This window comes from Pseudoalteromonas arctica (assembly GCF_012927645.1).
Lineage (GTDB): Bacteria > Pseudomonadota > Gammaproteobacteria > Enterobacterales > Alteromonadaceae > Pseudoalteromonas > Pseudoalteromonas arctica_A.
Genome location: NZ_JABBMT010000023.1, coordinates 36,523 through 57,643, shown reverse-complemented (window position 1 = coordinate 57,643; position 21,121 = coordinate 36,523). Strand labels below are relative to the sequence as shown.

Here is a 21,121-nt window from a genome sequence, read left to right as displayed (position 1 = left end):
GGGCTTTTAATTGATTTGAAACTTGGTTAATCTGCATGTGAACTCTGTTTTTAGTCATTTTTTATTGGCGTAACTATTTGATCATTAACAGAGTTCAACTTCAAGTTTTCTTAAGATCCAACCTATGATTTAGGGCTATCAGTTTTAATACTGAAGGAGGTAATTGGTAAAAATTTTTTGGTCGACAGTTTGTCCAACAGTTGCCACTGCCTGGTTACTAAAAAAAGTGAATGTTATCAATATCTCGATTATATTTTTTATCATTTATTCATTTACCTTATTATTAATTAGCCACCTAGCATGAAGTGATAAAATTAAAATCTTCATAGTTATAAAAACTTCACATCAATATATGACACGACAGGCTCAACTGATGCACAGCTTTGGCCACTTTCAAACCCAACTGCAACACTTTTATTTGCAGCCGCAGCAGTTAAAGCGACTGATAACATTGCTTTATAATAATCATTTGTTAAGTATATCTTTGAATATCGACTACACCCTTCAAATAAAACATACGCAACGGTAGGCCGCACTCGAATATTTTTTACCTTTGTATTAGTGTTTCCCTCGTAAGAAAAAGCTACTTGACTAAATATCAAAGTAAAAAAACTAACTAAAAAAAATTTCATAAATAAAATATCCTTGTGTTTATATTTTTGATAAGTAATCATTGAGAGTAGAGATGATTAGCTCGTCAGTTACATGGTTTTTTGTTTTAAGGTTTTCTAAAGGTCGAGAGATATTATTTTCGATTTTTGTATTTTCAAATACGTGAATCTCACCGTTAATAAAAGTAATACTGCCATCAATTATGACTACTGTTGGGTCTTTTTCTCCAGAAACTGATTGAAACTTGAGTTTATTAATTTTTAATAATTGAATTTTTTTGTTTTGTAATTGAAGGGTATTATGCTGAATGATTAATGATGCAAACCGACTTTCAAGGTTTTGATAATTAATAGTCGATTGAATTTTTTTCCCAATACCAACATCGATAGCCAATCCAATAGCTAAACCTGAAGGCCCCATAGCTGACATAAGTGCGATTCCTGCACCAGCTCCTTTACCGGAAAAAGTAACTTCTTGCGATATATTTACCTCAATTGGTATTGTGTTAAGGGTTTGACACCCTAAAAGCATTAGAAGAGATAAAATTATTATTTTTTTTAAAAAACTCATCTTTATTCGATCCGTGATCTATATTGGAAATCATCCCTATTGAAAGATGAGCCTAACAAAGGGACGGAATTATAAAGAAAGAAATACTATTTGTAAATATTCCAATTTACAATACAGCATTAAGTACTAGTTCATAGTCCGCTTTTTCGAACATCGTTTTATATTTAACACTTTCCCCAGCATAAAAATAATAAATTAAAGTATTAGAATAAAGGAGTCAGGTAGTTAGCCCACTCCTTTTTATTATCTACTTTACAGATCCCGCTTTCGCCATAACAAATACACCGCGGGTAATACGAGCAAGGTTAGTACAATCGCGCTGAACATGCCGCCGACCATCGGCGCGGCGATGCGGCTCATTACTTCACTGCCAGTGCCTGTTCCGTAAAGTACGGGGAGCAAACCGATAATAATAGTGGCGACTGTCATCATCACTGGGCGTACTCGCAGGCCTGCACCTTCGATTATGGCTTGTTTAAGCTCCGCAAAACTAAGCGTTGTTCCTGCTAGCTTGGCTTGAGCACACTTTTCTTGGTAGGCTTGATTTAAGTACACCAGCATAATCACGCCAATTTCCACCGCGACCCCGGCAAGAGCAATAAAGCCAACGCCTACTGCAACTGAGAAGTTGAAGCCCTCTAAGTACATAAGCCAGATGCCACCTATCATTGCCAATGGTAGAGTTGTCATAATCATCGCCACTTCCACAAAGCTGCGAAAGCTGAGGTACAGCAGCACTATAATAATCGCTAAGGTCAGTGGTAATACATAAGCAAGCTTTTCCTTGGCGCGTTCCATGTACTCATATTGCCCTGCCCAGGTTATTGAGTAACCTGCTGGTAGCACTAGTTTTTCGTCAAGCACTTTACGCGCATTGTCTATATAGCTGCCGATATCAATGCCATCAATATCAATAAAGCTCCAGCCGTTTAAGCGGGCATTTTCGCTTTTTATCCCCGGTGGGCCATCTTCAATAAATACGTCAGCTACATCGGCAAGAGCAATGCGCTCCCCTGCAGGGGTGACTATTGGCAATAGCATCAGTTCTTCGGGCGAATCACGGTAATCTTGCGGGTAACGTAAATTTACCGGGTAACGTTCTTGCCCTTCGACCGTTTGCGTGACATTCATGCCACCAATGGCAGTGGCGACCACTTGCTGCACATCGGCAATATTTAAACTATAACGGGCGGCTTTTTCACGGTTGATATCGACCTTGATATAACGCCCATCCGCTACTCGCTCAGAGTAAACGGAAGCCGTGCCGGGTACATCTTTAAGTAACACTTCAATCTGCTGGCCAATTTTTTGAATTTCATTCAAATTTGGCCCCGCAACTTTAATGCCGACAGGGGTTTTAATTCCCGTTGCTAACATATCAATCCGCGTTTTTATTGGCATTACCCACGCATTGGTAAGACCTGGAAACTTCACTAAGCCGTCGAGCTCTTTTTTCAACTTGTCTAAGGTCATGCCTTCGCGCCATTGGTCTATTGGCTTGAGCTGAATAAAGGTTTCAATCATGGTCAGTGGCGCAGGATCGGTGGCGGTTTCTGCACGCCCTACTTTACCAAACACGGTTAACACCTCAGGTACTGTGGCAATGAGTTTATCGGTTTGCTGTAAAATCTCACGCGCTTTACCAATCGACAAGCCAGGGTATGTGGTCGGCATATACATTAAATCACCTTCATCCAGTGGCGGAATAAACTCACTGCCGATTTTGTTCACTGGGTAAAAACCAATCACCGCCACCATTACAGCCAGCACTAAGGTCATTTTAGGAAAGCGTAAAACCGTATTCAGCATTGGCTTGTAAGCATTCACTAGCAAGCGGTTTACTGGATTGTTTTGCGCTGAAATAACTTTGCCGCGTATAAAGTAACCCATTAATACCGGTACTAAGGTGATTGCCAAGCCTGCAGATGCGGCCATGGCATAGGTTTTAGTGTACGCTAACGGAGCAAACATCCGGCCTTCTTGGGCTTCTAAAATAAACACTGGCATAAAGCTCACGGTAATAATCATTAAGCTAAAAAACAGCGCAGGGCCTACTTCACTGGCGGCACTGGTGACAACTTGCCAGCGGTTTTCATCGGTTAGTGGCGTTTTTTCCATGTGTTTATGCATGTTTTCGATCATTACAATTGCGCCGTCGGTCATCGCGCCAATCGCGATTGCAATACCACCTAGCGACATTATATTGGCGTTTATACCTTGCCAATACATGATGATAAATGCCGTTAATATTCCCAGTGGTAAAGCGATAATTGCCACCAAAGACGAGCGTATATGGAACAGGAATACCATGCAGATAAGCGCCACCACCACTAACTCTTCCAACAATTTGCTGGTGAGATTATCAACGGCATTTTTGATCAGATTAGAACGGTCATACACAGGCACTATATCAACGCCATCAGGTAGGCCTTTTTTTAATGATTCGAGCTTTGCTTTCACCAGTTCAATGGTTTTTTGCGCGTTTTCGCCATAGCGCATCACCACTACGCCACCAGCAACTTCACCTTCCCCATTGAGTTCGGCAATGCCACGGCGCATTTGTGGACCAAGACGAATATCGGCAACATCGCGTAATTGCAGTGGTGTGCCGTTGGCATTCACCCCAAGTGGAATTGCCTCTAAATCTGCCACGCTTTTTATATAACCAGTGCTGGTTACCATGTATTCGGCTTCGGCCATTTCTACTACCGAGGCACCCATTTCTTGGTTACCTTGTTTGATGGCAGTTTGTATTAAACTCAGTGGTATACCGTAAGCGCGCAGTTTATCTGGCTCTACATTAACTTGATATTGCTTTACCATGCCGCCAACTGAAGCTACTTCTGACACGCCAGGGACGGTTTGCAATTCAAACTTTAAAAACCAATCTTGCAAGCTGCGTAACTGGCTAATGTCGTGCTGGTTGGTTTTATCCACCAGCGCATATAAATAAACCCAACCTACGCCGGTGGCATCTGGGCCAAGCTCTGCGGTTGCGCTGTCGGGCAAGCGACTTGCTACTTGGCTCAAATACTCTTGTACACGGCTACGTGCCCAATAAAGATCGGTGCTTTCATCAAAGATGACATATACGTAGGAATCACCAAAAAATGAAAAACCACGTACCGTTTGTGCTCCGGGCACTGAGAGCATCGCGGTGGTAAGTGGAAAAGTAACCTGATCTTGCACCACCTGTGGCGCTTGCCCTGGGTATGAGGTTTTTACAATCACCTGCACATCGGATAAATCAGGTAAGGCATCAACTGGGGTATTTTTTACCGCAAATAAACCGCTGCCAATGAGTATTGCTGTTAGCAATAATACAAAAAAGCGATTGGTAACGGACCAACGGATAACTGCTGCTATCATAAAGCCTCCTAATGTCCGTCATGCGATGACATAGCGCTATTGTCACTAGTTCGCATGCTTGATTCAGTATCGATACGCTGGATCATAAACTCACCATCTTGCACACTAAAAGTAAACGTCAGCTGTTGCTTCGGCTCAAGGCTACTTAAATCAATATGTTCAGCAAACATAAAGTCCATAGTGGCCGGATCTCGGTGCCATTTCTCAATTGCACCACGGCTAATATTAGCAGTGCGCTGGGCTTTATTAATGCTGTTGATAGTACCGGTTACGGTCGCCATATTTTGCGCTTCGCTCACTATATGGGTGGAATCCATAATATGAATAGCGCTTATCATGTAGCTGTTATCGGCATTTTTAGTCAGCTCAAAATGCAAAGTTTGCCCTGCTTGTAAAGCCTGAAAATCAACACCATCGGCAACGGTAAAATCCATGGTCATGCTAGGCCAATCCAATTCCTCCATAGGTTCATGGCTAATATTCACCATACGATGGCCTGCCATTACACTATTCACCACGCCTTTCCCCCACACGCTAGTGATAGCTTCTGGTGTTTGCATACGTTTAAAATCGGAGCTTTTACTGGATTCAGAGTCCAATAAGAATTGCGCTGAGGTCACCACTTCATCATCGGCGTTAATACCCGCTAAAATAACGGCGTTATGGCTATCGCTACGGCCACGCTCTACTGCCACTGATTTAAATCTACCCTCCCCTAAAGCGACCACAACACGGTCTTGAGAGCCGGTGCGGATCACTGCCTCTTTTGGCACAATAAGCTGTTGCTGCGCAGCTTTGGCATGAATGCTCACTTGCGCGAACATATTCGGCTTTAGTTGATGATCTTGATTATTAAAGCGTAAGCGCACTCGTAAAGTACGGTTTTTGGCATCCAGCGTAGGATAAATATAATCGACCTTACCGCGCCAACTTTGTCCGGCAATATAATCTAGAGTCATGGTTACCGGTAAACCAACCTCGATCAGCTGCGCTTGCCGCTCGAATACTTCGGCTTCTACCCATACTTCATCAAGTTGGCCAATACTCATCATGGAGGTGCCAGGCTTGACATAAAAACCTTCGCGCACATTAAGTTCATCAACCACACCACTTTGGCGAGCGTAAAAGGTAATATTTTGCATCACCTTTTTATTAGCTTGTAAGCGCTCAACAAAGCCATTCGATACATTCAATGCTTTTAAGCGCGCTTTAGCCGCACTAATTAGTACCGCGTTATTACGATTAACAGCCAGTACAAATTCTTCTTGAGCATTTACCAGTTGCGGAGAGTATAAAGTATACAGCGGCTCTCCTTGTTTTACCTGATCTCCGGCGGCTTTAATGTACAGTGTTTCTATCCAGCCTTCTACACGCGGGTGAATATGCACTAACTGATCTTGATTGTATTGTACGTAGCCCACCGTTTTCACTTCACTTTGCAGTGCCTTGAGCTGCACTTTAGCCGTTCTAACTCCTAAATTATTAACAACAGCAGGGGAAATTGTCACCGCACCGAAACCATCTTGTTTATTGTCAGTTACTTCACTATATACAGGTACTAAGTCCATCCCCATTGGTGAAAGCCCTGGTGCATCACGGCGATAATTACTATCCATAGGCGCAACCCAGTATAATGGTTTTTTCTCTTCGCTAATGACCTCAGGCTCTGTACTACCGAAAAAATACAAGCCACTAGCCGATATCCCTGCACCTACAAATACTGCGATAAACAATTTTAAATTAGTGTTCACTGTGCTCTCCTGCTAATTGCTCAACCATCACAGCAGCATCTTTGCTACTAGCGTAATAATTCAGGCGAGCAATAATAATTTGTTGATCAATCTCTATGTTTAACGCATCAATTTTGGCATTCAGTTCGCTGATACGGGCGCGAATTACTTCTGAAAAGTCACCATCATCACGGGTATAAGCATTTAATGTGGCTTGTGCTTGCTCTGCCATTTGTGGCAATAATTTAGTTTGATAAAGTGCATCACGCTTTGCTAATTGGGCCAACTGGCTAAACTCTTTAAAATACATCCCTTTTAGCTTTTGTAATGCAATTAGTTTTTGAGTTTTCACCGCCTCTGCCATAGCAATCGCCGCATTAACTTGTTGGTCTTGGCGGTTATCAGTAAATAGTGGTAAATCAACACTCACACCAACTGAAAACAGATCCGCTCGATAATCGCCCATTGGCGTATCATCGCGATAACCATAGCCCATGTTTACCCCAAACTGCGGTTTATAACCTTGTTTTGCCACCTCAACTTCTGTTTGTTTAACCGCTACTGTTTTATCAATTGCGACAATCGCTGGGTGCGCCATTAATAATGGCATCAACTGTGCAAATTCAAGCTGTGCAAAATCAACTAAAGGCGCTACATCATAACGTTTCGCGCTGACAGGCTGAGTTAACATAGTGATTGGTAACCATTGTGATAAACGCTTTTTCGCGCTTTCAAACTGCAGCTCTAACATCACTAATTTATCTTCAAGGCGGGTTAACTCTAACTGCGCTCGAATAATATCTTGTTGACGGGTTTTACCTACAGAGCTTGCATAACTCGACTCGGTAATATCGATAAGTTGCGAGAACAGGGCTTTATCTTGCTCAATTAACGCAATACTTTGCTGGGCACGATATGCATTGAGCCAAGATTCAATAACAATGGTTTTTACTTGAGCGAGTCTGTCGGCTCGTAGCCAAGGATATTGCTGCGCTGACTGCGCTAACGCATGCTGCTTAAGCGCTAAGCTATCGCCACGGCTAAACATTTGGCTCACGCCAACTTTTAATTGGGTCATGCCTTCTTGATCGAAAGCAAAGCCATCCGTTGGTAAATTCATCAGCCCTAAGGTTAATACCGGATCAGGTAGCGTGCCTGCGGCTAAGCTTTGTGCTTGCACAGCAGCTTGTTGGTATTTACTGGCGGTTAGCCAAGGTTCGTTATCAAGCGCATAGCTGAGCGCTTCATCAAGGCTTAATTCATTACTGTGTGCTGGAATTGCAGTTGTTAGCATGAGTGCTAAAAAACTGCTTTTAAGTACTGCGAAGTGATTCATCACTTACTCCACTAAAATTAAAAAACAACTAAATTTAGGGGCAGAAAAGGTGATTTAGGTAAATTTTAGACGCACCTATCCTGCAATTAAGCAGACATAGGAGGGCGATATAGCGAGCTGGCTATATATTGTTGATCTTGCGGGGTATAGAGTTGTACTTTATCAGCACTGAGTAGCGCAGCAGTAAATAAGCTATTCATACTCAGCATTAAGTGAGTACTGCAAGCACTTATTGGACAACCACATTCTTGATTCGCTGTTACATCATCGTCACAACAATCCATGTTCATCATGCCTGCCGACATGCCATGATGAATATCACTACTATCAACCATAGTTGTATGCGATTGATTCATGTGTGGCATATCACAACCCATAGTTACAGACGCAACCGCTTGACCCACTAAAGTGAACAATAAAACGACGGTAAGTAAACTAATATAAATGCGTTGCAAAAAAGTACCTGTTATAAATTAGGTTCTAGGTTCTAGGTTCTAGGTTCTAGGTTCTAGGTTCTAGGTTCTAGCGAAGTTTATGATAACTATGTAGTTAACACAAACGTTTAATTATTTTTTGGCGTAACTTTAATTACGCTACTGGCGGCGATAGTAAATAAGCAATAACCGGTAAAGTACCAAAAACCAGCACCAAATTCAGCGTGCATGTTGATCAATTCCCCCATCTGGCCATCGGCGTTACCAGCAAGGTAAGCCACAATCAAAGCAATGACAAATACATCTACCATGCTCCATTTACTTAATCCTTGTATAACTTGACCGAGTACATGCTTAAATTTATTCATCGGTATTAAACAATAAATTAATTGCATCAACAGTTTTAAAGCTGGCACCACAATTGAAAACAACGCTACCAATGCTGCGACTAAGTAATTTTTATTATTGGCAAGTTCGTTAACCGTGCCCCAAATACTGCGTGTTTTTTTATAAGCACTAATTTCACCTTCGAGCTTATCAAGACCCATCATGCTTGATGCGATCATCAGCATATTGCGGGTATGGCGATCTCCTTCATCTGCCAGCATTTCAATGCCTGTTTGAGCTAGCTTTGATTTATCAATTTTCCCCTCAAGAGTTAGCACAGGCTGAGTAACGCCCGGTAATAGCAACGCCAGAGCAATTAAAATAGTCGTGATCGGCAGTAATAAACGCATAGTCGTCTTTTCAAGTATATGGATGATGGCGCATAATAATTAAGGTATTAAGCATCTTCAATAATTGAGGCTAAAACCTCATCGCCGTATTGGCGTGCTACGAGCATAGCATTATAAATAACATCGATTGGAGAAGCTGGGCGAATGGTTACTAACAATTTAACCGCTAATGACCAATTTTCTTCTTCTACCGCGCGAGCTAACTGCAAAGTAGCACCTAACATACCGTTAAAATTAAGCAGTGCACTGGATAAATCATCGCCTAAACAAAACTCTTTTGCGATAACATCCAGTTCCATATTTAAAATAGCATCGAGCACTGACATCAAGCCAACTAAGTAACCACGCTCAGACATTTCTTTACCACCAGGCTCTAACATTAACTGCATAAAATACGCGCGAGTTAACCCCAACTTAGTTAATTCACTAGGTTTATCAACCCCTAATTCACTAAGCGCCAACACTCTTACAAATTGGCGAATCGCATCTTCACCTAAATAAATAACCGCTTGTGAAATAGAGGTGATCACTAAATTCTGGTTACCTGAGCGTGCATTCACTAATTTAAGAATACGGGCAGTCAAACCGACGTCTTTCGCTACCCACTGATGAACTTCGTCAAAATCAAGATCGGGGCGCGACGTACAACGCAACAAATCAAAAACAGCAAATTTAGATGGCTCAACATTATGGTAAGTGAGCATTTCTGGACGCGCGAAAAAGAAGCCTTGAAAGTAATCGCAGCCAGCACTTTTTAGCAACATAAATTGTTCATGCGTTTCAATTCGTTCAACTATGATTTTTACATCAGGAAAACGGCGTTTAAGCTTTTTTAACAGCATATTGGTTTTAATGATGGGTTCTTCAACTTCAAGCTTTATATAGTCAACTAAATGGAGTAATGGCTCCCATTTTTCATCGCCATCATAATCATCGAGAGCAAAAGTATAGCCCTCTTTTTTTAGAGCCGTAACGCGACTGCTCACTTTATCAATGTTGTCGGCTCGTTCAACAATTTCTATTACTGCGCTATCTGGTTGCAATAATTTAGGGAAATCATCTAACAGGGCATCTGAAGAAAGGTTTATAAAAGCACGCTGGTTCGCAGTAAGTTTATCTATGCCAATCAGCATTAAAGCGTTAAAAAACAGCCGCCCAGTAGCCTGACCATCTGTTGTGCCAATAGGGAACGCGTTATTTATCGAATCTCGATACAGTAATTCGTATGCATAAATTCCTGTTTCAGCATCAAAGATAGGCTGCCTTGCGATGTATTGTGTAACAAGTTTTGGCACCTCGGCGGTTATTTGCGTATCAAGCATGTTATTTCCTACTAATTACGATAGTGACTCATGCCAGCTAAATTGTTGTTATTTTATGTACTCAGTATAGTAAGGTTTTTGCGCCTTGCCTAAGCAATAATGCTCCTTTTACTGAATGCCTGCAAACATCCTGTAAAACCAAACTTTTCACTATACCCACACTAAAACAATGGATAAGTTCTAATTTGACTGATGATTAAGTATAATGACAGCTTACTTTTCTGTTAACCTCCAAAAGAGCCTTGATATGAGCATTGAACAAGCCTTAGTTGAACGCAGTAATAACCAATGTGAGTTATGTGCTGCAACTGAAAACCTTTCTGTATACGAAGTGCCACCTGTCACTGAAGCTCATTCAGATAAATGTATTTATACCTGCCAAACCTGTAAAGACCAAGTTGAAGGCACGACTGATCTGACTGCAACTCATTGGCATTGCTTGAACGATAGCATGTGGAGCCAAACACCTGCGGTACAAGTGGTGGCGTACCGTATGCTAAGCCGTTTAGCTGCTGATAATGTCTGGGCACAAGATGCACTAGACATGATCTATCTTGAAGAAGATACGTTAGCATGGGCTAAAAAAGTACTTGCTGAAAATGATGATATTAAACATGTTGATAGCAACGGCGTGGTACTGCAAGCCGGCGATACAGTCACACTTATTAAAGATTTAGATGTTAAGGGTAGTAGCTTAACGGCTAAACGTGGTACGGCTGTACGTAATATCGGCTTAACCAGCAACCCAGAACATATAGAAGGGCGTGTTGACGGTCAGCGTATTGTTATTTTGACCAAGTTTGTGAAGAAGTAAATATCTCTCTGCCTACAAAAAGGTGCATTTATGCGCCTTTTTTTGTTCCTAAATATAATTAAGCTATGATTAAGTAATAGCGCTGTAAACTATCCATAGATTAAAAATCAACCAATTCATTTATTTCAAGGAATAAACCATGCTATCGAACAAACCTTATTCAGTTTTAAAATCGATTGCCAGCATTAGTTTATTGGCCAGCAGTGCAATGGCACTTAACGGGTGCGAGAGCCTACCAGCTCCACAGACTAAACAAACCACTGAAGATACAGCTATGGCAACTTTAACAACTCAAGTTAGCTACCTTGATCGCAGCATGTTACGTCCTGGTTCACAACTTACAGTGACTCTAGCTGACGTGTCAAAGATGGATACTGAAGCAGAAATAATCAGTCAACAAACTGTTGACATCAATGGCGCTCCGCCTTATACAGTAGAACTTAGCTACGACGCGAGCAAAATGCAGCAACGTCATCGCTATAGTGTGATGGCACGGATCACCAATCAAGACCAACTATTATATGTAAGCACTACACATAACAATCCATTTGAGCAATCACAACAAGCAGCACCTTATGAAGTCGTAGTGTCGAAAGTTGCGCCGCAAAAGCCTAATGTCGATTTAGTAAATACGTATTTTAAAGCTGTTACTATAAATGGCGTGCAAGTCACTGTTGAAACAAAAGAACCCTTTATTCAATTTAGTAAAGATAACAAAAGCCATGGCTTTTTAGGCTGCAATAATTTTGCTGGTAGTTATCAAGTAGATCAGCAAACACTGACATTCAGCCCGCAAGCTAGCACTAGAAAAATGTGCTCTCAGGGGATGGAACAAGAAACTGCAATGTCTGGCGTACTAGAAAATACTGCGACGTGGAATATTAATGGTGAATCACTCACCTTAAAAGATAAGCAAGGTAAAGTATTGGCAACTTTTAAAGCCGTGTATTTTAATTAACTCTGTAATTAAACGCCCAGTGAACTGGGCGTTCCGATGTTTATTCGGCGACTAATTGCTCGCTGCGATAAAAACCTGATGAATCACTTAAAAAGTTAACTAACTCAGGTAACACTTTATCCATAGTTTGTTTTAACTTCCACGGTGGATTAATTACTATCATCCCCGACGCAGTCATGCCATGCACGTCGGTATCTGCTTCAGTCGCCAATTCAAATAACTGAATGTTACGCATACCTGAAGCAATCAACCCCTCTTCCATACGCTCAATCCGCTCTCTGTCAACCACCGGATACCAAATCATGTAAGTACCAGTAGCAAAGCGTTGATAAGCCTTAGTTAATGTTTTTACCACTGTGTCGTAATCGTCTTTAATTTCATAAGGTGGATCAATGAGTACACATGCTCTGCGCGAAACGGGGGGCAATAACCCCACCAGACCCGTAAAGCCATCCTCGCCGCGGACACGAATTGAGCGCTTATTGCTCATGTTTTCTTGTAGTAATGCCAAATCTCGCGGATGTAGCTCAAAAAACCAACCTTTATCTTGACGACGCAAGAAGTACTGAGCAATTTTCGGCGAGCCCGGATAAAAAGCTAATTGTTCTGTGTCATTAAATGATTTAATTAAATCAATATAATCATTTAGTTCCTGATGCTCACTGCGATGTTGATAAAGCTTAGCAATGCCATTAAGGTATTCTTGCGTTTTTTGTGCATCAGCATCGGCTAATTCAAAAAAGCCAGCGCCTGAGTGAGTATCGATATAGTCCAATGGCTTATCTTTGAGCGTCTGGTAACTTAATACCTGAGCTAATACCAAATGTTTAACGACATCGGCTGGGTTTCCAGCATGAAATGAGTGTCTGTAACTGAGCATAATATAATTTCGCTTAAATAAACTCATTGAGGTTAGTTATATTCTACAACATAAAACATCTAGGGTCATAAATTGCTGGCTATTAAGTGAACCACTTATGAACAAATTAGTCGCTAGCCTGAACAGCTTATTAACATTAAATAAAAATCAGCCAAAACACACGTAAATGCTGGCATATAAAGCAACTTTGCTTTACATTTGCATGACAATAATCACAGTTTTATGAGCGCCTTTATGAATAACGATACTCTTTCTCAACTAGAACAATTGATCGACCAATTAATTAACCAAAATTCACAGCTACAAACTCAGGTTAGCGAGCTTAAAGATAAAAATAGTAAGCTAATCGATGAAAATGAAATTCTTCAACTTGAAGTACTTGAAAGTGAAGAAAAACAAAAAGACACCAGCACAACTTTAACGGGTTTACTTGAGAAGCTACAAAGCGCCCAACAGGCTAACTAATGTCTGAGCTGCAAAACCAGCGAGTCACAGTTGAGTTGCTTGGTAAAGAGCAGCAATTTGCTTGCCCATCAGGGCAAGAAGATGCACTCATTGCAGCAGCCAAATACTTAAATGATTTGGTTGAGCAAATGAAGCAGCGCTCAACAGTGCGCAATGATCAAAAAGCCTTATTAATGGCAGCCTTGAATATTAGCCATGAGTTACTCGAAGCAAAAAACCAGCAAAGCGTTACCCAACAACAGCAAGATCAGCTCATCGATAAGCTCAGTGCTTACTTAGGGCAATCGTCAGCCGAATAAAAAAGCGCTGTCGCGCTTTTTTTTATTATCTCGTGAATTCCAGTATCAATTAAAAACAAAATCAGCTAACTTGCCTATTTTACTTTCTCTATTTTGGCAATACGGTTATGACTCATCCTTTTTATTTCTCCGCTCAGTTAACTGCACTTTTATTGCTCAGCTTTAATCTTGTTGCACTCAGCACTGCTGTTGCAGCAACACAGTGGCAAACAATCTCTCCTAACATACAATTTTTAGAGCAGCAACGAGCTTTACGCTTTTATGACTCAAACCAAGTGCTCATTGAAGGTGATAAATGCGCGTTAATGTTTGATGCCAGTGGCGACTTTGCCGCTGTTGAAGCAACCGTTAAGCAACTAAAAAGCACCTTAAAAACCCCCTTATGTTACTTAGTTGCTAGTCACTTCCATGATGACCATTTACTAGGCATGGCTATTTTGCAGCATCATTTCCCCGATGCTCAATTAATTGTCCATCAACAGCTTGCTACTGAATTTAGTATGCTACAACAAACCTATTCTAATAAACTTGATAGCTATGAAAAAAGTATCGAATTGAGTTTACAACGTTTAGCCCAGCAGCCTGAAGCGCAACAACAGCACTGGCAAGATAAACTCAATTTAGCTAAACAGCGATTATTACGTTGGCGCCAATATCAACTACAACCACCACAAACTTACGTTGTTGATAGCTTAACCATTGATCTTGGCAACTACCCAGTCACGGTTAACGCACACCTAGCCCATACTAATGGTGATTTAACTCTCGGAGCCGAAAATCATCGCATTTTAGTTGGTGCTGATGTGGTTGATTGGCTACCTTATCCCGGCCATGGTAATTTTAATAACTGGCTGCAAACACTCACGCAACTTCACTCAGATCAGCGCATCAAGATAATCCTTCCAGGCCACGGAAGCGTCCTAAAGCGAAACGACTTACAGCAACCATTAAACTTTTTGCACGCGATACAACAGCATGTAAAAAACTATCCAGAGCAAGATTTAGTGCAATTACAGCAAAGCTTTGATCAGCAGTTTGCAAAAGACTACCAAGTTGATGAGGTAGCACGAAAGGCCTATCCATTGTTTCTAGAGGCTGGACTTAAACGAGTTAAACAGTCAAGATAGTGCTCGCACGCGGATGTGCTAGACTTTTAAAAGGATATTAATTTAGTGATGTTTATGCGCAGTTACCTCTTCGCCCTGTTTGTGACTTTAATTTTACTATTCGGTTGCCAAAGCACTGAGCCACATTCAGCGCCAAGTGATACTGTGCAAGCTCCGGTTATTTTTAATCACCTTAAACCGTCATTAAATAACTCAGCACAGCTCACCGATGCCCAGCATAAAAAACAAAAAATAACATTAACCGTTCCAGCACAACAAGCCACTGTTGTGCCTCAAGCGCACACTCGCAATAAAGATTTATGGCAACATATTGCGAATAATTTAACCATTCAAATTTATTTAAACAAAGCACTAAATAAACGCATTGCTTGGTATACCAAGCAACCAAAATACTTACAGGTTGTCAGCACCCGAGCTGCACCTTATCTTTATCATATAGTTAGTAAAATAGAGCAACGTAAGTTACCCATGGAGTTAGCCTTATTGCCCTTTGTGGAAAGTGATTTTCGCCCTACTGTTAGCTCATCTGAACAAGCAGTTGGGGTATGGCAATTAGTCGGTGCGACAGCTCATCACTTCGGTATAAAATCAGATCAATGGTATGACGGGCGCAAAGATGTTCTCGCTTCAACAAATGCAGCTCTGGCCTATTTAGAGTATTTACATAAACGCTTTGATGGCGACTGGTTACACGCATTAGCGGCTTATAATAGTGGTGAAGGACGTGTAAAACGTGCAATTGCTGATAATAAAAAACGCGGAAAAAGCACTGATTACTGGTCGTTAAAGTTACCCAAAGAAACCTCTGAATATGTGCCAAAACTAATGGCGTTAAGCTACTTAATACAAAACCCTCAGCGCGGACTACACCGCCCTAAACTCGCCAACAAAGCCCTTACAACAGAATTTAATGTGGGTCAGCAATTTGATTTTTCGGTGATCGCAAACTTATCAGGTATAGGTCGCAATCAACTACACAAACTTAATCCTGGCTATTTAAAAAACCAGAGCTCACCTAATGGCCCGCACACTTTATTACTGCCATTACAACAACAAAGCTTGCTAAGCAGTCAATTTTTTAAGAATAACTTTACCGGTGAATATACAGTGAAAAAAAATGATACTTTGTACTCGATTGCTCGTCGTTTTGGATTATCAGTTAACAAACTAAAAGCGCTGAATAACAAAGTTTCTAATTTAATCGGTATTGGTGAAGCACTGATGGTTGGCCAACCTCGCACCATGCCAGACTCGTTAACTATCAATTATAAAATCAGTCCTTACCTTGAACAAACTGAAATAGCGATCCCCACTATCACAATCCAATACCAGGTAAAGCCTGGTGATACTATCTGGGAAATTAGCCAGCTGTATGATGTGCCGCACAGTGATTTAGCCCAGTGGAATAAACTTAGTGCGTCGAGTATTTTAACGCCCGGCACCCAGCTGGTACTACATTTGCCGCAAGCAACAAAAGCTGTGTCACAATTGCATGACGAAGGCTTACTTTCAGAGCTTGAAAGAACCTTAAAGCAACCACACTAACCGAACCAGCAGTTTATAATCCAGCTTATTTAGCGTAAAATTAGCTTTTCATTCCAGTAAAATTAAAGAGATCGGCATGCAAATTAGCAAAAACTCGGCAGTTGAATTTCACTACACATTAAGTGAAGCGGGCGAGCAACTAGAAACAAGTACTGGCAGTGAGCCGCTAACCTATATTCATGGTTTGGAAGGTATGCTTCCATGTCTTGAAACAGCCATTGAAGGCAAGGCTGCTGGCGATAGCTTCAGCGTGACACTTACACCGAGTGAATCTTACGGTGAACGTGTTGATGATCTTATTCAACGCATCCCATTAAAACATTTACAAGGTGATACTAAAGTCTGGAAACCAGGTATGACAGCAATGGTTAACTCTAACCAAGGTCGCCATCAAGTAACGATCGTGAAAGTAGGCCGTTTCAATGCTGATTGTGATTTAAACCACCCATTTGCAGGCAAGACACTAACGTTTGATGTGCAAGTACTTAGCGTACGTGAAGCGACTAGCGAAGAAGTATCACACGGCCATGTCCACAGTGAAGGCGGTTGTGGTCACAATCACTAAGGAAATACCATGTCAAAGGTTGCTATCGTTACAGGCGGCAGTAAAGGTATAGGTCGTGCTGTTGTTGAGCGTTTTCTAAATAATGGTTACCAAGTACACAACCTTGATCTAGAAGCTGCAGAGTTAGGCACTTGGCATCACTGCGATGTCAGTGATGTCAACGCCGTAAAAACCATCATTACTGAGATTGCCAACGATACAAAGCGCATTGATGTATTAGTCTCTAATGCCGGCCGTCATTTAAGTGCGAGCATCGAAAATACTGATGAAGCAACCTTAGACAGTTTGTTTGCACTTAATGTAAAGGGTGCCTACGCGGCAATTCAAAGCGTACTACCGAGCATGAAAGCGCAACGAAATGGGGTGATTATTTTAATTGCCTCAGATCAAGCCATCATAGCTAAAAACAACTCGTTTGCGTATAACTTAACCAAACATGCCCTCGCATCAATAGCAAAAACTACCGCACTGGATTACGCCCAGTTTAATATTCGCACCAATGCAGTGTGCCCAGGCACCATAGAAACACCGCTTTTTCATAATGCAATCGACTCATATTGTGCTCGTAGTGGCGCAGATAAAGGCGCTATAGTTGCCGAAGAAGGTGCATTACAGCCACTTGGTCGATTAGGCCAAGCTGATGAAGTCGCGGCATTAGTTACGTTTCTAGCCAGTGATGATGCCAGCTTTATTACCGGCAGTTTGCAAAGTATTGACGGTGGTTACACCGCGCAATGAGTGAACGTATTATTGACCCTCACGTACACTTTTTTAATTTAGTCCAAGGGCAATATGATTGGCTACAAGGTAACAATCCTGTGCCTTGGCCAAATTTAGATACGATTAAAGCGTCCATGAGTGTTAACCAATTACAGCAGGCAAGTCAGTTTGAAATTGCAGGCCTAGTACACATTGAAGCAGGCTTTGATAACCAACACCCCATCAATGAACTGCACTGGCTAGCTGAGCACTTAAATGGCCACAATTATAAAGCGATCAGCTTTGCCAATATTAACAGTCGCCCCGATGATTTTAATAATGCAATTACCGCTTTATCACACCCAAGCTTAGTGGGCATTAGAGATATCACCGAAGGCGCTGATGCCACGCGCCTAAGCCATGCTACATGCCAAGAAAACTTAGCGTTATTAGCCAGTAAGCAGCTGATATTTGAAGCTCAATTTGAAGTTGAAAAGCTTACGATTACCCAACAACTAATCAACTACTGCCAACAACTTCCGCATTTACAATTAATAATAAACCATGCGGGTTTACCCAATAATCTGTCAATTTGGCAACAGGGCATCAGCCAATTAGCGCAACTATCCAACTGCTGGATTAAATTTTCAGGCTTTGAGCTACTCAGCGCACAGCTGCAAACTCAGCAACAGCAGTGTTTAAACTTTATCTTGCAACACTTTGGCCAGCATCGCGTTATGTTTGCTAGTAATTTCCCTGTATGTCAAATCAACGCGAGTTATCAACAGCGTTGGTCAAACCATTTTGAGCTGTGTAATACTCATAGTGTATGGCAACAACTTAGCTATAAAAATGCGCAGTACTGCTACCAAATTTAATTAAAAACCGCTACATTTAGTTAACACTGTGTAAAAATAGATCATCATTATGGCTGTTTTCTCTATTCAAAAGCTCACTATTGGGTTTCTCAATGTTTCTTTTCTAGCACTGCTCACTGCTTGTGGTGGCGGTAGTACAATGACCGACAACAACGGTGATGGTGATGGCGACTCTGGTAACAGTATCAATTGGACACAAGGTGTATTTCAGCCCTCTAATAATTTTTATCAACAATGCCAAGCATTAAACGAAAAGCACTGGCTAAGGTCATGGAGTAACGAAACTTACCTTTGGTATGACGAAATTATCGATCGTGATCCAGCACTAACTCCTGCTGTTAATGAATATTTTAAATTGCTAAAAACCAAGCAAATTACCGAGTCAGGCGCAAACAAAGATAACTTTCACTCCAGCCTACCGACCGCACAATGGAAAGCCCAAAGCCAATCAGGAGTGACTCTTGGTTACGGTTTTAAAGTTAAATTAATCAGCCCTACAGCACCACGCCAAGGTGTGATCACCTATACAGAGCCTAACTCACCTGCAAGTGCACAAAATCTTGCCCGTGGCTTTGAGGTTTTAGAAATCGATGGTGTTGATTTTATCAATGCCAACTCGCAAGCTGAAGTAGATACCCTCAACGCAGGTTTATATCCAACTAAAGTAGGTAAAAGCACCAGTTTTGTATTCAAAGATATAAATACCGATGAAACCCGCGAAGTTATCTTAAACTCGCAAACGATTACTTCTAGGCCAGTCACAAACGTGAAGACTTTAGCTGATGGCAGTGTGGGTTACTTTCAATTTAATAACCACAATGCAATTGCTGAAAAACCACTTTATGATGCCTTTAATAGTCTCAAAGCAAGTAATGTCACTGACCTGATTATTGATATTCGTTATAATGGCGGTGGTTTTTTACAAATGGCCAGTCAAGTTGCTTATATGATCGCAGGCTCCGCGAACACCAACGGGAAAATTTTCGAAAAAACCATTTTTAACGATCAACACCCTATTTTTAATCCAATTGATGGAAAGCGCTTAGAGCCCGTTATGTTCACCGATGAATTTGTTGGCTTTGCTGATAATCCAGCTCTGGTTGCTGGTACACCATTGCCGAGCCTTAATTTAAAACGCGTTTATTTACTAACCACTAGTAGCACTTGCTCTGCCAGTGAGGCAATTATGAATGGCTTACGCGGTGCGGATATTGAGGTAATTCAAATTGGCTCTGGTACTTGTGGAAAGCCATACGGTTTTTATCCCACCGATAACTGCGATATAACTTACTTTAGTATTCAATTTACCGGCGAGAACAATAAAGGTTTTAGTGAATATTCAGATGGTTTCGCGCCGCAAAATACCACTGACAATGCCCGCTTACCAGTGCGTATAGCCGGTTGCGCCATTGCTGATGACTTTAGCCATCAATTAGGCGACCCAAATGAGGCCCTCTTAGCAGCCGCCCTTAACTACCGTGAAACACAAAGCTGTCCGAGTGCAACATCAATTGCGAGCAAACAAGGTTTTGCACCTGCGCGCTATAGCGATACACCAGCCGTGCAGAATACTGGTGCGGTCAATTTGGCTGAACAAAACAAAATATTACCAAAGCAATAAGCTATTGAGGCAACGCCAATGTTAAACAAAAAAGTATTCTTCATAATGGTGGCATTATTGCTATATGGTTGTGCAACGGGTGAAACAGCAACGCCTAAATTACAGCATGCGCTGCTTACAAAACCACAAAGTGATCTTATTGCACAAGGGATTGCTCGCCTAATGCGTAGCGATAATATTGCTGTCGCCGAGGATGTATTTATGCAGCGCAGTTTAATGGTAGTCGATAACGTTACTAAAACTGATGAACTTGGCAACCCAATTATGGGCAAGCAACTCAATATGCCAGACCGCTATGAATTGCTGATTAAAAATGATCTGTGTTTTGTTAGGCATTTAGACAGTAAGGCCACAGAGCCATTGCCGAATGTACAATGTAAGGTGAATGATATCTAGGTGCTAGGTGCTAGGTGCTAGGTGCTAGGTGCTAGGTGCTAGGTGCTAGGTGCTAGGTGCTAACAAGGTTTTAAACTTAGTACGCTGATTGTATAATATTTATTATAAAAAAAGTGAGAGCTGATATCTGAATCGACTAATCGCGCTTAAGCAAATTTGACCACTGCTTCTTTACCATGCTCAAACATTAATATTTCATGATGTATGAAGTCAAGGTTTCCCCAGTGATTCTTTTACAGAGTTAAGGCTCATATATGTTGCATTTTTACTTCACATACCTTTCTCTGCATAATTGATCTACCAATTTCAAAAGCGTTGGGATTCTATGCTCACCATGCATAGATGAAATATTGAAATTTGCTGTTAAAACATCAAAGCCAATAGAGGTAATATAAAGTGGCTTTTTACTTGCTCCTCTTTTTATCGCATATCGTTCACTTATCCCGTCAAAACGGCCTTTAGCTACCCCTATAATCTTGGTGTTAGGTAACTGTTCATTCAAATATTTACCCAAACCGGGTTTACTCTCTCCATCCAGGTAAACATAACCATCAATGACTATGACTTGAATAGATAATTGATGCTCCTCTAATAACTGTAAAATACAGGGTAATTCCCTTTTATAAAACTCTCCTGGAATATATTCCTTAAGATTATGTACAATTGATTTGTAGACCTTTAATGGTGATTTATCTGTCCAATTATTAAATGTTATTCCAGCTATAACTGCATAATTTTCGTAATATTGAACATCGACAGCCAAT

General features: G+C 41.2%; 21 protein-coding genes. 11 read left to right on the top strand and 10 right to left on the bottom strand.

The genetic code is table 11. The features are described 5' to 3' along the window. Positions 1-329: 329 nt before the first annotated feature. The 8 genes from HHO47_RS13800 to HHO47_RS13765 form a co-directional block, all read right to left on the bottom strand. On the bottom strand, positions 330-632 hold the full coding sequence (locus HHO47_RS13800) for a hypothetical protein (protein WP_169020815.1): 303 nt from the start codon (positions 630-632) through the stop codon (positions 330-332). A 19-nt stretch (positions 633-651) separates the two neighbouring features. After that, positions 652-1,182 (bottom strand): hypothetical protein, encoded by a 531-nt coding sequence (locus tag HHO47_RS13795; RefSeq protein ID WP_169020814.1) that lies wholly within the window; start codon positions 1,180-1,182, stop codon positions 652-654. Between the two features lie 252 nt (positions 1,183-1,434). Further along, entirely contained in the window at positions 1,435-4,551 is a 3,117-nt protein-coding gene (locus HHO47_RS13790; protein WP_169020813.1) for an efflux RND transporter permease subunit, read from the bottom strand. An 8-nt stretch (positions 4,552-4,559) separates the two neighbouring features. Next, positions 4,560-6,302 (bottom strand): efflux RND transporter periplasmic adaptor subunit, encoded by a 1,743-nt coding sequence (locus tag HHO47_RS13785; protein ID WP_169020812.1) that lies wholly within the window; start codon positions 6,300-6,302, stop codon positions 4,560-4,562. After that, a complete protein-coding gene (locus HHO47_RS13780) occupies positions 6,292-7,617 on the bottom strand; it encodes a TolC family protein (RefSeq protein ID WP_169020811.1) in 1,326 nt (441 codons plus the stop codon). Before HHO47_RS13780 ends, HHO47_RS13785 begins: the two co-directional genes overlap by 11 nt. An 86-nt stretch (positions 7,618-7,703) precedes the next feature. Next, positions 7,704-8,072 (bottom strand): hypothetical protein, encoded by a 369-nt coding sequence (locus HHO47_RS13775; RefSeq protein ID WP_169020810.1) that lies wholly within the window; start codon positions 8,070-8,072, stop codon positions 7,704-7,706. A 107-nt stretch (positions 8,073-8,179) separates the two neighbouring features. Then, complete coding sequence (locus HHO47_RS13770; RefSeq protein ID WP_169020809.1) at positions 8,180-8,788, bottom strand: paraquat-inducible protein A; 609 nt, start codon at positions 8,786-8,788, stop codon at positions 8,180-8,182. Positions 8,789-8,835: 47 nt separating this feature from the next. Next, positions 8,836-10,110, bottom strand: a complete 1,275-nt coding sequence (locus HHO47_RS13765) for an EAL and HDOD domain-containing protein (protein ID WP_169020808.1) — start codon at positions 10,108-10,110, stop codon at positions 8,836-8,838. Between the two features lie 247 nt (positions 10,111-10,357). Between HHO47_RS13765 and HHO47_RS13760 the strand changes: the two genes are divergently transcribed. Together HHO47_RS13760 and HHO47_RS13755 are read left to right on the top strand one after the other, a co-directional pair. Continuing rightward, positions 10,358-10,924 carry a PhnA domain-containing protein gene (locus tag HHO47_RS13760; protein ID WP_169020807.1) on the top strand — a complete coding sequence of 189 codons (567 nt, stop codon included), beginning with the start codon at positions 10,358-10,360 and terminating at the stop codon, positions 10,922-10,924. A gap of 139 nt (positions 10,925-11,063) precedes the next feature. Beyond that, on the top strand, positions 11,064-11,882 hold the full coding sequence (locus tag HHO47_RS13755; RefSeq protein WP_169020806.1) for an META domain-containing protein: 819 nt from the start codon (positions 11,064-11,066) through the stop codon (positions 11,880-11,882). Between the two features lie 40 nt (positions 11,883-11,922). Here the strand turns inward: HHO47_RS13755 and HHO47_RS13750 are convergent, their stop codons facing one another. Then, positions 11,923-12,762, bottom strand: coding sequence for a 23S rRNA (adenine(2030)-N(6))-methyltransferase RlmJ (locus HHO47_RS13750; RefSeq protein ID WP_169020817.1), 840 nt, complete (start codon positions 12,760-12,762; stop codon positions 11,923-11,925). 234 nt (positions 12,763-12,996) lie between these two features. On the opposite strand from HHO47_RS13750, the gene zapB reads away from it, so the two are divergent. The 9 genes from zapB to HHO47_RS13705 all read left to right on the top strand — a co-directional run bounded on the left by zapB (position 12,997) and on the right by HHO47_RS13705 (position 20,357). Then, entirely contained in the window at positions 12,997-13,227 is a 231-nt protein-coding gene (gene zapB, locus HHO47_RS13745; RefSeq protein ID WP_169020805.1) for a cell division protein ZapB, read from the top strand. Beyond that, a complete protein-coding gene (locus tag HHO47_RS13740) occupies positions 13,227-13,526 on the top strand; it encodes a cell division protein ZapA (RefSeq protein WP_169020804.1) in 300 nt (99 codons plus the stop codon). The genes zapB and HHO47_RS13740 overlap by 1 nt, the downstream gene beginning before the upstream one ends. 107 nt (positions 13,527-13,633) lie before the next feature. Beyond that, positions 13,634-14,653 carry an MBL fold metallo-hydrolase gene (locus HHO47_RS13735; RefSeq protein WP_169020803.1) on the top strand — a complete coding sequence of 340 codons (1,020 nt, stop codon included), beginning with the start codon at positions 13,634-13,636 and terminating at the stop codon, positions 14,651-14,653. A 54-nt stretch (positions 14,654-14,707) separates the two neighbouring features. Further along, entirely contained in the window at positions 14,708-16,198 is a 1,491-nt protein-coding gene (locus tag HHO47_RS13730; RefSeq protein WP_169020802.1) for a LysM peptidoglycan-binding domain-containing protein, read from the top strand. Positions 16,199-16,274: 76 nt separating this feature from the next. Next, positions 16,275-16,763 carry an FKBP-type peptidyl-prolyl cis-trans isomerase gene (locus tag HHO47_RS13725; protein WP_169020801.1) on the top strand — a complete coding sequence of 163 codons (489 nt, stop codon included), beginning with the start codon at positions 16,275-16,277 and terminating at the stop codon, positions 16,761-16,763. A gap of 9 nt (positions 16,764-16,772) precedes the next feature. After that, positions 16,773-17,501, top strand: coding sequence for an SDR family NAD(P)-dependent oxidoreductase (locus tag HHO47_RS13720; RefSeq protein ID WP_169020800.1), 729 nt, complete (start codon positions 16,773-16,775; stop codon positions 17,499-17,501). Next, a complete protein-coding gene (locus HHO47_RS13715; RefSeq protein WP_169020799.1) occupies positions 17,498-18,340 on the top strand; it encodes an amidohydrolase family protein in 843 nt (280 codons plus the stop codon). The genes HHO47_RS13720 and HHO47_RS13715 overlap by 4 nt, the downstream gene beginning before the upstream one ends. A 49-nt stretch (positions 18,341-18,389) precedes the next feature. Then, positions 18,390-19,961, top strand: coding sequence for a S41 family peptidase (locus tag HHO47_RS13710; protein WP_169020798.1), 1,572 nt, complete (start codon positions 18,390-18,392; stop codon positions 19,959-19,961). An 18-nt stretch (positions 19,962-19,979) separates the two neighbouring features. Continuing rightward, positions 19,980-20,357 (top strand): hypothetical protein, encoded by a 378-nt coding sequence (locus tag HHO47_RS13705; protein ID WP_211183725.1) that lies wholly within the window; start codon positions 19,980-19,982, stop codon positions 20,355-20,357. 265 nt (positions 20,358-20,622) lie between these two features. Here the strand turns inward: HHO47_RS13705 and HHO47_RS13700 are convergent, their stop codons facing one another. Continuing rightward, positions 20,623-21,120 (bottom strand): endonuclease V, encoded by a 498-nt coding sequence (locus HHO47_RS13700; RefSeq protein WP_211183724.1) that lies wholly within the window; start codon positions 21,118-21,120, stop codon positions 20,623-20,625. Position 21,121: the final 1 nt, after the last annotated feature.